The sequence below is a fragment of the Janibacter sp. GXQ6167 genome (assembly GCF_041365945.1).
Classification (GTDB): Bacteria; Actinomycetota; Actinomycetes; order Actinomycetales; family Dermatophilaceae; genus JBGFSK01.
Window position 1 is genome coordinate 70284 of record NZ_JBGFSK010000005.1, and the last position, 11960, is coordinate 82243.

At 69.0% G+C, this 11960-nt stretch carries 10 protein-coding genes and 1 pseudogene; 1 reads left to right on the top strand and 10 read right to left on the bottom strand.

Features of this window, described 5'->3' with window-relative positions:
- Positions 1-111: 111 nt before the first annotated feature.
- From AB8K43_RS08850 to rpmE, 6 genes and pseudogenes are all read right to left on the bottom strand, one after another.
- The gene (locus AB8K43_RS08850) at positions 112-1245 is read right to left on the bottom strand and encodes a glycosyltransferase family 4 protein (protein WP_370893512.1); all 1134 of its coding nucleotides are present in this window, start codon (positions 1243-1245) and stop codon (positions 112-114) included.
- Positions 1246-1284: 39 nt separating this feature from the next.
- Positions 1285-2562 (bottom strand): serine hydroxymethyltransferase, encoded by a 1278-nt coding sequence (glyA, locus tag AB8K43_RS08855; protein ID WP_370893955.1) that lies wholly within the window; start codon positions 2560-2562, stop codon positions 1285-1287.
- Positions 2563-2715: 153 nt separating this feature from the next.
- Positions 2716-3318, bottom strand: a pseudogene (locus tag AB8K43_RS08860) (L-threonylcarbamoyladenylate synthase); the annotation flags it as partial.
- Positions 3319-3347: 29 nt separating this feature from the next.
- Positions 3348-4211, bottom strand: coding sequence for a peptide chain release factor N(5)-glutamine methyltransferase (gene prmC / locus AB8K43_RS08865; RefSeq protein WP_370893514.1), 864 nt, complete (start codon positions 4209-4211; stop codon positions 3348-3350).
- A complete protein-coding gene (prfA, locus tag AB8K43_RS08870; protein WP_370893515.1) occupies positions 4208-5290 on the bottom strand; it encodes a peptide chain release factor 1 in 1083 nt (360 codons plus the stop codon). Before prfA ends, prmC begins: the two co-directional genes overlap by 4 nt.
- 90 nt (positions 5291-5380) lie before the next feature.
- Entirely contained in the window at positions 5381-5590 is a 210-nt protein-coding gene (rpmE, locus tag AB8K43_RS08875; RefSeq protein ID WP_370893517.1) for a 50S ribosomal protein L31, read from the bottom strand.
- A gap of 264 nt (positions 5591-5854) precedes the next feature.
- Here rpmE and AB8K43_RS08880 point away from each other — a divergent pair, with 264 nt between their 5' ends.
- Positions 5855-6415 carry a GNAT family N-acetyltransferase gene (locus tag AB8K43_RS08880; protein WP_370893519.1) on the top strand — a complete coding sequence of 187 codons (561 nt, stop codon included), beginning with the start codon at positions 5855-5857 and terminating at the stop codon, positions 6413-6415.
- Positions 6416-6503: 88 nt separating this feature from the next.
- Here the strand turns inward: AB8K43_RS08880 and rho are convergent, their stop codons facing one another.
- The 4 genes from rho to AB8K43_RS08900 all read right to left on the bottom strand — a co-directional run bounded on the left by rho (position 6504) and on the right by AB8K43_RS08900 (position 11952).
- Positions 6504-8297, bottom strand: coding sequence for a transcription termination factor Rho (rho, locus tag AB8K43_RS08885; protein ID WP_370893957.1), 1794 nt, complete (start codon positions 8295-8297; stop codon positions 6504-6506).
- 288 nt (positions 8298-8585) lie between these two features.
- Positions 8586-9518 (bottom strand): homoserine kinase, encoded by a 933-nt coding sequence (gene thrB / locus AB8K43_RS08890; protein WP_370893521.1) that lies wholly within the window; start codon positions 9516-9518, stop codon positions 8586-8588.
- Entirely contained in the window at positions 9515-10612 is a 1098-nt protein-coding gene (thrC, locus tag AB8K43_RS08895; protein ID WP_370893523.1) for a threonine synthase, read from the bottom strand. The genes thrB and thrC overlap by 4 nt, the downstream gene beginning before the upstream one ends.
- Complete coding sequence (locus AB8K43_RS08900; RefSeq protein ID WP_370893525.1) at positions 10612-11952, bottom strand: homoserine dehydrogenase; 1341 nt, start codon at positions 11950-11952, stop codon at positions 10612-10614. Before AB8K43_RS08900 ends, thrC begins: the two co-directional genes overlap by 1 nt.
- Between the last annotated feature and the right edge of the window lie 8 nt (positions 11953-11960).

An 11960-nucleotide genomic window follows, 5' to 3' on the forward strand; every position in this document is an offset into this window, starting at 1 on the left:
ACGGCGTCACAAAAGTCCTTAGGGGCGGGCGCGAAGGGGATGGCGCGCGGGAGTTCGAGGCCCGGTTCGGGCGCTTGTGAAAGTTATCACAAGCGCTTCGGGCGGCTCAAACTAGAGCACCCGATTGCCCGCATCGTCGTAGGTCTTGGGGCGGCGCCCTTCGGCCGAAAACCGGGGAAGCCACGCGGTGAGGGCGGCCGAGACGATCAGCATCACGACCAGGGTTGCCCCGGCCGCGCGAGCGTCGAGGAAGATGAAGTTCACCGATCCCATCGCGATGACGAAGGCCCAGAGCCAAAGCAGCAGCACGGCCCGCCGGTGCCCATGGCCGATCTGGAGCATCCGGTGGTGCAAATGCCCCGCATCCGCCTCGAAGGGGCTCTGGCCGCGCGCGGTGCGCCGCACGACGGCCCAGACGATGTCGACCAGCGGGAGCAGCATGATCGACACCGGCACCGCGAGCGGCAGCAGGGTCGCCGCCACCGGGTTGGCACTGATCTCCTGGGGGTTGATCGCCCCGGTCGTCGAGATCGTCGCGGCGGCGAGCAGCAACCCGAGAAGGAGTGCTCCGCTATCGCCCATGAAGAGCCGCGCGGGATAGAAGTTGTGCGGCAAGAACCCCAAGCAGCACCCGAGCAGCGCGGCCGAGATGAAGGTCGCCGAGGAGAACACATTGGGCGGGTTGTAACTCGCCGAGATCAGATACGAGTAGACGAAGAAGGCTCCCCCGGCGATCGCCACCACCCCAGCGGCGAGACCGTCCAGGCCGTCGATGAAGTTCACCGCGTTGATCGAGACCAGGACGACGAGGACGGTGATCCCGACGAGCACCGGCGCCGGCAGCACAGTCACGACGCCGAGCGGTAGCGAAAACAACTGGACGCCGGCAAAGGCCATCACCGAGGCGGCGACGAGTTGGCCGGCCAGTTTTGTCAGCGGATCGAGATCGCGGATGTCATCGATCGCTCCGACCAGGCACACGATCGCCGCCCCGCCGAGCACGCCCCAGAGCTCGCTCGTTAAGAAGACCTGCTTCAAAAAGGGCAGGCGACTCGCGAGCAGGGTCGCGGCGGCAAACCCGACGAAGATCGCCACTCCCCCAAGGCGCGGGATCGGAACGGCATGGACGTCCCGCTCTCGCACAGCGGTGTAGGCCCCGGTCCGCACCGCGATCGTGCGCATCAGGGGGACCGCTAGGTACGTCGTCACGAGGGCGACGAGGAAGACGAAGATGTACTCGCGCACCCTACTTCGCGCCTTCTCCCGTCGCCTGCGCCCGCCGGATCAGCGGGGGTAGGCGGGGAACTCGGTGACCAGTTCGCTGACCTGGGCGCGCACCGCGCGGCTCACCTCGTGGTCGGGGTCGGCGTCGCCCTTCGTCACCGCGGTGTGGATGAGCTCGGCGATGATCTCCATCTGCGCGACACCCATCCCCTGCGTCGTGACGCACGGGGTCCCGACGCGCACACCCGAGGCGATGTTGGGGCTCTGCGGGTCGAAGGGGATGGCGTTTTTGTTCAGCACAATCCCCGCCGCGTCGGCGCGGGCCTCGGCATCGGCGCCGGTCACCTCGACACCTTGGAGGTCGAGAAGGGAGAGATGGGTGTCGGTCCCGCCGGTCGTCGGGCGGATCCCCCGCTCCGCCAGCGCCGCGGCGAGTGCCTGAGAGTTCTCGATGACCGCGCGGGTGTACTCCTGGTACTGCGGGGTCGCGCACTCCAAGAAGTTCACCGCCTTCGCGGCGATCGTGTGCATCTGCGGGCCGCCTTGCATCATCGGGAAAATCGCCCGGTCGAGCGCCTTCGCGTGCTCCTCGGTGCAGACGAGCGCGCCCGAACGCGGGCCACGCAGGACCTTGTGCGTCGTGAAGGTGACGACATCGGCGTAGGGCACCGGGCTCGGGATCGCCTTGCCCGCCACGAGGCCGATGAAGTGGGCGGCGTCGACCCAGAAGATCGCGCCGACCTCATCGGCGATGGCCCGGAAGCGCTCGAAGTCGATCAGGCGCGGGATCGCCGACCCGCCGGCGCAGATGACCTTCGGGCGGTGCTCACGGGCGAGTTGCTCGACCTGGTCGTAGTCGATGTCCTCGGTCTCTTGGTTGACCCCGTAGTGGACGGCGTTAAACCACTTGCCGGAGAAGGACATCTTCGTGCCGTGGGTGAGGTGCCCACCGTGCGGCAGGCTCATCGCGAGAATCGTCTCCCCGGGCTTCATGAACGCGCCATAGACGGCCTGGTTCGCGCTCGCGCCCGAGTGCGCCTGGACGTTGGCGTGATCGGCGTCGAAGAGGGCCTTGCAGCGCTCGATGGCGATGTTTTCGGCCTTGTCGACCTCCGCGCAGCCCCCGTAGTAGCGGCGGCCCGGGTACCCCTCGGCGTACTTGTTCGACAGGGTCGAACCGAGCGCCGTCAAGACCTCGGGCGAGGAGAGGTTTTCGCTCGCGATCAGCTGGAGCCCGCTGCGGATGCGCTCCAGCTCGGAGACCAGGACGCCCGCAATGTCCGGGTCGAAGGCCTTGAGCGCGCCGTAGTCGGAGCCGTAAAAGGTGTCGTCGGTCATCGCGGAGCCTTCCGTCATCAGGTGAGCAGGTTCGGTGTCGTTGGTTGAGTCGAGGGTGCCAGAGTCATCGGCGTCTACGGGGTCGTCGGTGAGGTCGAGATCATCACCCTCGCCGAGCGCGCTCGCGCGCTGGAGGATCTCCTCGAAGTCGGGGTCATCGACCCCGCCCGCCCGCAGGACCTCGGGGACGTCTCCGGTGCAATCGACGATCGTCGACGGCTCTCCCCCTTCGCGGGGACCGCCATCGAGGTAGACCGAGACGGCCGCTCCCAGCTGGGTCGCGGCCTCCAAGACGGTCCGGGCCGGCGGCTCACCCGTGGCATTAGCGCTGGTCACGGCCATCGGACCGACATCGCGCAGCACCGCCAGGGCGATCTCGTCGTCGGGCATCCGGAGCGCGACCGTGCCGGCCGTCTCGCCGAGATCCCAGTGCAGCGAGGGCTGGGCCTTGAAGATCAAGGTGAGCGGACCGGGCCAGTAGCGCTCGATCAGGTCGCGGGCCCACGGCGGCACATCGATCGCGAGACCATCGACGGTGCGGGCTTCCGGGACGAGGACCGGGGGTGGCATATCGCGGCCGCGTCCCTTGGCATCGAGGACGGCGGCGACCGCCTCGGGAGAGAACGCATCGCACCCGATCCCGTAGACGGTGTCGGTCGGGATCACCACGACCTCACCCGCGCGCACGGCATCAACGGTCCGCTCGATGCTCGCCTCACGGCTGCTCTCGCTCGTGGCATCGACTACGGGACTCATGGGGGCCACCTTATGACCCCGCGCGGAGCTCACGCCCCACGCATCGCCACAACGGTCCGCGGGCGGCCACTGAAGTCCGCGTGGTCGCGCACCTGCGTCCACTGACCGGTGCGGCGCAGGGCCTCGGGAAGGCTCTCTCCTTGGGAGTCGGCGTGCTCCATCACCAGGGTTCCGCCGGGGCGGAGCAAGGTGGCGGCGGTCGCGGCGACGGCCCGCGGAATCGCGAGGCCATCGGCACTCCCGCCGAAGAGGGCGACCTCAGGGTCGTGGTCGCGGACCTCTGGATCCAGCGGGACCATGGCGGTCGGGATGTAGGGCGGGTTGCTCACGACGACATCGACCCGACCGATGAGATCGCCGAGGACGGCGCTCGGATCTGCGGTGGCGTCGCCCTCGATGACGGTGACCGACAGACCCGTCTGCTCGACATTGCGGCGAGCCCACGCCAACGCCAGCTCGCTCATCTCGACAGCGATGACCTCGGCGCCTGGCACCTCATCGGCGACGGCGAGCGCGAGCGCGCCCGATCCAGTGCAGAGGTCGACAACGAGCGGCGCGTCGTCGCGCATCGCGGCCTCGATCGCGAGCTCGGCCGCCTGCTCGGTCTCGGGGCGGGGGATGAAGACGCCCGGGCCGACCTCGAGGTCGAGCCGGCGGAAGGGTGCGCGTCCGGTGAGATGCTGCAGTGGCACCCGGTGCGCACGCTCGGCGACGAGGTCGGAGAACTCCTGCGGGAGATCGCCGCCGAGGATCATCCGGCGGTCGACCTCGCCGCGATCGACACCAAGGACATGAGCGGCGAGGGCCAGCGCGTCGGCCCGCGGCGAGGGAACGCCGGCGGCGGCGAGCGTCTCGGCCGCCTCCGCGACGGCCAGGCGTAGGGACGGACTCACGCGTCATCCCCGAGGGCCGCGAGGCGCGCGGCTTCGTCGGCCTCGACCGCGGAGTCGATGATCGCGTCGAGGTCGCCGTTGAGGACGGCGTCGAGGCGGTGCGCCTTGTACCCCGTGCGGTGGTCGCTGATCCGGTTTTCCGGGAAGTTGTAGGTGCGGATCCGCTCGGACCGGTCCACGGTGCGCACCTGGCTACGCCGCGCGTCGGCGGCTTCGGCAGCCGCCTCGTCCATCGCCATCTGGTGCAGGCGGGCGCGCAGGACGCGTAGCGCGGATTCCTTGTTTTGCAGTTGCGACTTTTCGTTCTGGCAGGACACGACGACGCCGGTGGGCAGGTGGGTGATCCGCACCGCGGAGTCGGTCGTGTTGACGCTCTGCCCACCCGGGCCGGACGAACGGTAGACGTCGATCTTGAGGTCGTTCATGTCGAGCTCGACCTCGCCGACCTCTTCGACCTCGGGCATGACCCAGACGCCAGCAGCGCTCGTGTGGATCCGGCCTTGGCTTTCGGTCACGGGGACCCGCTGGACGCGGTGGACGCCCCCTTCGTACTTCAGCCGGGCCCACGGCGCCTGTCCCGGCTCCGGGGTGCCCTTGGGGGCAATAGCGACGCGCACGTCCTTGTAGCCGCCGAGATCGGACTCGGTCGAGTCGAGGATCTGCGTGCGCCATCCGCGCTGTTCGGCGTGGCGCAGGTACATCCGGATGAGGTCGCCAGCGAAGAGGGCCGACTCCTCTCCCCCTTCGCCGGCCTTGACCTCGAGGATCACGCCCCGGTCGTCGTCCGGGTCGCGCGGGATGAGCAGGCGACGCAGACGATCCTCGGCCGCGGTCACCGCCTCCCGGAGGGCAGGGATCTCCTCGGCGAAGGCGTCATCTTCGGCGGCGAGTTCTCCGGCGGCCTGAAGATCATCGCGGGCGGTCTCCCACTGCTGGTAGGCCAGCACGACCGGCGTCAGCTCGGCGTAGCGCTTGTTGACGCGCCGCAGCACGTCGGGGTCACCAACGACCGCCGGGTCGGCCAACTGGCGCTCCAGCGCCGCGTGCTCGTCGACCAGCGGTCGGGCCGAGTCCAGCATGGTGGGTTCCCTTCGAAAAAACGGTCAGTGCGGGAGAACAGCGATGCGCCGGTGACCCCCACGTGGAGGGTCACCGGCGCATCAACGGTGTTAAGCCTTCTTGGCGTAGCGCTTCTGGAAGCGGGCCACGCGACCGCCGGTGTCAAGGAGCTTCTGCTTGCCGGTGTAGAAGGGGTGGCAGTTGCTGCAGACCTCGGCGTGGATCACGCCATTCGGCGCGGTGCTGCGGGTCACGAAGGTGTTGCCACAGGTGCAGGTGACCGTGGTCTCTTCGTACTTCGGGTGAATGTCCTTCTTCAAGGCGTGCTCCTAAAGATTTTTTCGATCCGGGTCGACCTGCCCCTGGTCGTTGTCTCCACCCCCTTTAGAAGGGCGCGGGAGGGGCAGTGCGGGCTCGGTGCCGCCGTCGTGAACCGGGCCAACCATCAAGTGTGCCAGAACCCGAAGCCCACCGCCCAATCCGGCAGGTCGCGGCTCTGACCTACGGCTCAACGCCCATCCCCCGACGCGCATTCCCGCCGCGCCCGCGCGATCATTACCGCGGTGTCCGGCATGATGGCGAGCATGCCCCTGCGCCCCCGCCGCCGTGACCACGACGCCGACGAGGGTCGGCCCGGGCCCATCGAAGGCTCGGTCATCCGACCCGCGCGCGCCCACGACATCGCGACGATCATCGCCCTTCGTGCCCTGCTCTTCGAGGCCATGGGGACCGCGCCGGCCACCATCAGCGACAACGCCTGGCAGCAGCAAGCAGCGCGGTGGTTCCAACTGCACTTAAGCGATGAACGCACCTGCATCATGGTCGCCGAGGCCCATCATGTGGTCGTGTCGTGCGCGATGGGCCAGGTCATCGATCGGTGCCCCTCACCCACCGACGACACCGGGGTCGGCGGGTTGATGTCCAATATCGCGACCTTCCCGGGACACCGGCGGATGGGCTTTTCGGAAGCATGCGTCGAGGCAGTAATGGACTGGTTCTCGACCGCGACCGACGTGGAAACCATCTCCCTTCTCGCCACCCCCCAAGGACAGGGGATCTACGAGCGGTTCGGGTTCGAGGAGCACAGTTTCCCCGAGATGCGCGCGGCCGTCCCCCGCCCCACCCCCGAGAGCGACCTCGACTGATCTTCCCTCCTCAGCCGAGGGGCCACGATGTGCGAAGGGGGCGAGCCGACCGGCTCGCCCCCTTCGTGGGTTCTCGTCCCGAACGCGACTAGTCGTCGTCCTCGTCGAGCTTGATGCTCGAGGTCTGCTGGACCTGCATGAGGAACTCGTAGTTCGTCTTGGTCTTGCGCAGGCGATCGATCAGCAACTCCACACCCTGCTGGGTGTCGAGAGCCGCGAGGACCCGGCGGAGCTTCCACATGATCTTCAGTTCCTCCGGCGCGAGCAGGATCTCCTCGCGACGGGTGCCGGACGCGTTGACGTCGACGGCCGGGAAGATACGGCGGTTCGCAAGGCCCCGGTCGAGCTTGAGCTCCATGTTGCCGGTGCCCTTGAACTCTTCGAAGATGACCTCATCCATCCGCGAGCCGGTCTCGACCAGCGCAGTCGCGAGGATGGTGAGCGAGCCACCGTTTTCGATGTTGCGCGCCGCGCCGAAGAACTTCTTCGGCGGGTAGAGCGCCGCCGAGTCGACACCACCGGAGAGGATGCGCCCGCTCGCCGGGGCGGCGAGGTTGTAGGCGCGCCCGAGCTTGGTGATCGAGTCGAGCAGGACAACGACGTCCAGACCCATCTCGACAAGACGCTTGGCCCGCTCAATGGCGAGTTCGGCGACCGTCGTGTGGTCATCGGCCGGCCGGTCGAAGGTGGAGGCGATGACCTCGCCCTTCACCGCGCGCTGCATGTCGGTGACCTCTTCGGGCCGCTCGTCGACAAGGACGACCATGAGGTGGCACTCGGGGTTGTTGGTGGTGACGGCATTGGCGATGGCCTGCATGACCATCGTCTTACCGGCCTTGGCGGGCGCGACGATCAGGCCACGCTGGCCCTTACCGATCGGGGCGACAAGATCGATCATCCGGGTGGTGAGCACACCGGAATCGGTCTCGAGGCGCAGGCGCTCCTGCGGGTAGAGCGGGGTGAGTTTGCCGAACTCGACGCGCTTCTTGGCGTCCTCCGGCGTCATGCCGTTGACGGTGTCGAGCTTGACCAGCGGGTTGTACTTCTGCCGGTTGCCCTTGCCACCGACGGTCTGCTGCTCGTCGCCCTCGCGGGTCGCCTTGACCTGACCGGTCACCGCGTCGCCCTTGCGCAGGCCGTTACGACGGACCATGCCGAGGGGGACGTACACGTCGTTCGGCCCGGCGAGGTAGCCGGTGGTGCGCACGAAGGCGTAGTTGTCGAGGACATCGAGGATGCCGGCGACGGGGACGAGCACGTCGCCCTCGTTGACCTGCGGCTCGACCTCGTCAAAGCCCTGGCCGCCGCGACGCTTGTCGCGGTTGCGGCCCCGGTTGCGTCCGCGACGGCGGCGGCCGGAGCCGTCATCGTCATCGCGCTGCTGCTGACCCCGGTTGCCCTGCTGGCCACCTTGATTGCCCTGTTGGTTCTGGTTGCCCTGCTGGCCGCCTTGGTTGCCCTGCTGGCCACCCTGGGACTCGCGCTGACCTCGCTCGCGGCGCTCCTGGCGACCCTCGGACTCGTCGCGTCCTTCGGACGCGGCATCGTCGCCGCCGCGCTCCTCACGCTCCGGGCGACTGCGACGCTCGCGTCGGGGCTGCTCGCCCTGAGCCTCGCTGGCGGAGCGGTCGCGCTTCGGCTGGTCGTTCTTGGCCTCGGGGCGCTCCCCCTTCGGCTCGCTCGCCGGGACGGTCGTCGGCTCGCCCTTGTCGACCTTCTCGGCCTTGGCGTCGGTGGACGCGGCGCGGCGCGGGCGCTGCGAGGGGCCGCTTTCGCCGGACTGCTGGGCACGGATGGCGGCGACGAGGTCGCTCTTGCGCATCTTGGTCGTCCCCGTAATGCCCATGCTCGACGCCAGAGACTGGAGCTGGGCGAGGCGCATCGCGCTGAGAGCCCCGGAACGGCGGGGGGCTTGTGCTCCCGCGTCGGGGGCGGCGACGTCGCCAGTGATGGTGTCGGTCACGAAGGATCCTTCCCCTCGTCAAATGTCCTGCCACATCAGGGGCAGGCTCGGATTGCGCCCGCAAGTACTCGCGAGCCTTGAAGAATTCACCACGTCTCGGCAGCGGCGCTCAGCGCGCTGGCCATGACATGGGGTGAAGATGCTCCGCCACCAGCGACCACGTGGAACCGGGGTGCCGGGCTACTAGGAGCACCTTCAATGTACCACTCAGATGGGCGCGACGCCGCGCGTCGGCACGCCAGGGGTCAGGGTTTTCCAATGCGAAGGGGTGAGCCCGGCCACTCGCGCCGCGCCGTCCTCGTCGGCGACGAGCACCACCACCGACGGCCCGGCACCCGAAATCGTCGCCGCGAGACCAGCCCCGCGGAGCCGGTCCACCAGAGCCATCGAGTCCGGGTATGCCGGGCGACGCGCCTCCTGGTGAAGCACATCGACCGTTCCGGCCATCAACAGGGCCGGGTCGGTCGTCAGGGCATGGATCAACAGGGCTCCGCGCGCCGTGCTCGCTGCGGCGGTCGCGAGCGGTACCGCCCCGGGAAGGACGCTGCGCGCCTTTTCGGTGCTGAGTTGACCGTCCGGCACACACACGACCACGGTGATCGCCTCGTGCAACCGGAGCGCCACCGTCTCGGTCACCGGCAGCTCACCATCGACCGGCGTCATCACCGACAGCGTCGCGCCGCCGAAGACACTCGCGGACGCGTTGTCGGGATGTCCTTCGAGAGCGCTGGCGAGGCGGTTGGTGACCGCGAGGTCGGGCGTACCGGTCCCCCCTTCGGCCCGGGCGGCGAGCAACTGAGCGGCGTAGATCCCGGTGACGATCGCCGTCGCGGAGGAGCCGAGCCCCCGCCCGTGCGGAACGCCGTTGCGGCACACGAGGTGCAGACCCGAAGGGGGCGTGATGTCGAGGTGCCCGAAGGCGGTGAGCATCGAGCGATAGACAAGGTGCCGAGCGTCGCGCGGCACCTTGTCGGCAGCCTCGCCCTCGACCTCGATGACGAGCCCCGGCTCCTCGGTGACGGTCACCCGGCATTCGTCCCACAGTCCGAGCGCGAGCCCGACCGAGTCGAAGCCCGGCCCGAGATTCGCGCTCGACGCCGGGGTCCGCACCGCTGCCGAGGTGCCCGGGGCCAGCCTCACTGGAGCCCGAGCTCGCTCGCCGCCGCGTAGGCCTCGGCGGAGATCTTGACCGGCTCGATATCGCTCCCATCGGCGCCGCGCAGCGCCCACTGCGGATCCTTTAGCCCATGCCCGGTCACGGTGCAGACGATCGTCGCGCCCTCGGGCACACCGCCCGCCTCGTGGACCTGCAGCAGACCAGCGACACTCGCCGCGCTCGCCGGCTCGACGAAGATCCCTTCCTCGGCCGACAGGATCCGGTGGGCCGCCAGGATCTGCGCGTCGCTCACGGCCTCGATCCGACCTCCGGAGTCATCCCGAGCGGTCTCGGCCTGCTGCCACGAGGCGGGATTGCCGATCCGGATGGCGGTCGCGATGGTCTCCGGGTCGTCGATCGGGTGCCCGGCGACGATCGGCGCGGAGCCCGCAGCCTGGAAGCCCCACATCTGGGGAGTCTTGGTCGCGACAGCGGGAAGGGGGCCGCCTGTCCCCTCGGTCTCGGTGGCGTACTCGCGATACCCGCGCCAGTAGGCGGTGATATTGCCGGCATTGCCGACCGGCAGGCAGTGGATATCGGGCGCATCTCCGAGCGCATCGACGATTTCGAAGGAGGCGGTCTTCTGGCCCTCGATCCGCGCCGGGTTGACGGAGTTGACCAGCTCGACCGGGTAGGACTCGGCGAGCTTGCGGGCCACCTCCAGGCAGGCATCGAAGTTGCCGTCGACCTGGAGCAGGGTCGCCCCATGAGCGATCGCCTGGGAGAGCTTGCCCATCGCGATCTTGCCCTCGGGCACGAGGACGGCGCAGGTCATCCCGGCCTTGGTCGCGTAGGCAGCGGCGGACGCAGAGGTGTTGCCGGTGCTCGCGCAGATCACCGCCTTGGCCCCCTTCTGCGCGGCCACCGAGATCGCCGTGGTCATCCCGCGGTCCTTGAAGGAGCCGGTGGGGTTGAGCCCCTCGTACTTGATCCAGACTTGCGCCCCGACCATCGCGGAGAGGCGCTCGGCCTGGATGAGCGGCGTGCCCCCTTCGTTCAAGGTGACCACGGGCGCGCCAGCGAGAGTCGGGAGGCGCTCGGCGTACTCGCGGATGACACCGCGCCACTGGTGAGCCATTAGTGCTGTCCTTCCACGCGCATCACGGAGACGACCTCGTGCACCGTGGGCAGGTCGCCCAGGGCATCGACGGTCGTCGCTAGCGCGGCATCGGGGGCGGTGTGTGTGACGATGATGAGGTAGGCGCGTGGGGCCGCATCGAGGTCGTCCTCGTCGCGAACCACCTGCTGGCGCACCGTCTCGATCGACACGTCGTTCGCCGAGAAGACCTGGGCCACCTGGGCGAGCACGCCTGGACGATCGGCGACGTCGAGGCTGATGTGGTACCGGGTGCGTGCCTCGCCCATCGGCAGGACGGGCAGGTCCGCGTAGGCGCTCTCCCCCGGGCCCGGCGCACCCGCCACGCGATTGCGGGCGACCGCCACGATGTCGCCGAGCACGGCGCTCGCGGTGGGATCGCCGCCCGCGCCTTGGCCATAGAACATCAACCGTCCCGCCGCGTCGGCCTCGACGAAGACCGCGTTGAAGGCCTCACGAACCGAGGCGAGCGGGTGGCTGAGCGGGATCATCGCGGGGTGGACCCGGACGGACACCCCTTCGATGCCGTCCTCGCCGGTCATCCGCTCGCAGATCGCGAGGAGTTTGACCGTGCAGCCCATGTCCTTGGCCGCGGCGATATCGCGAGCGCTCACCTCGGTGATGCCCTCGCGGTGGACCTCGGCGCCACTGACGCGAGTGTGGAAGGCGAGGGATGACAAGATCGCGGCCTTCGCGGCGGCGTCGAAGCCCTCCACATCGGCCGTGGGGTCAGCCTCGGCGTAACCCAGTTGCTGGGCCCGCTCGACGGTCTCGACGAATCCGGCTCCGGTGGAGTCCATCGCGTCGAGGACAAAATTGGTGGTGCCGTTGACGATGCCGATCACCCGGTGCACCTGGTCGCCGGCGAGGGACTCCCGGATCGGGCGCAGGATCGGGATCGCGCCGGCCACGGCGGCTTCGTAGTAGAGATCGACTCCCGCCTCGCCGGCGGCGGCGTACAGCTCCGGCCCGGACTCAGCGAGCAGGGCCTTGTTGGCCGAGACGACGCTCGCACCGTGCTCCATCGCGCGCAGGATCAACTCGCGCGCCGGGTCGATGCCACCGATCAATTCGACGACGATGTCGGCTCGCGTCACGAGATCTTCGGCATCGGCGGTGAGCAACGCCGGGTCGAGCCCGAGGTCGCCGCGGTCTCGGTCCAGGCGGCGCACGGCGACGCCGACGAGTTCGAGCGGGCGACCGATGCGTTGGGCCAGGTCTGCGGCATCGGCGGTGAGCTTGCGGGCCACGGCGCTGCCCACGACGCCGCAGCCGAGGAGGGCGACGCGAAGGGGGGGCAGGCTTGCCCGGTCGTTGTCCATGGTGGTGC

Excerpts from the sequence above, each read along its gene's own strand:
- glyA (WP_370893955.1), bottom strand. The coding sequence starts at position 2,562 with ATGACCGACGACACCTTTTACGGCTCCGACTACGGCGCGCTCAAGGCC.
- prfA (WP_370893515.1), bottom strand. The coding sequence starts at position 5,290 with ATGCTGGACTCGGCCCGACCGCTGGTCGACGAGCACGCGGCGCTGGAG.
- AB8K43_RS08880 (WP_370893519.1), top strand. The coding sequence starts at position 5,855 with ATGCCCCTGCGCCCCCGCCGCCGTGACCACGACGCCGACGAGGGTCGG.
- rho (WP_370893957.1), bottom strand. The coding sequence starts at position 8,297 with ATGCGCCTCGCCCAGCTCCAGTCTCTGGCGTCGAGCATGGGCATTACG.
- thrC (WP_370893523.1), bottom strand. The coding sequence starts at position 10,612 with ATGGCTCACCAGTGGCGCGGTGTCATCCGCGAGTACGCCGAGCGCCTC.
- AB8K43_RS08900 (WP_370893525.1), bottom strand. The coding sequence starts at position 11,952 with ATGGACAACGACCGGGCAAGCCTGCCCCCCCTTCGCGTCGCCCTCCTC.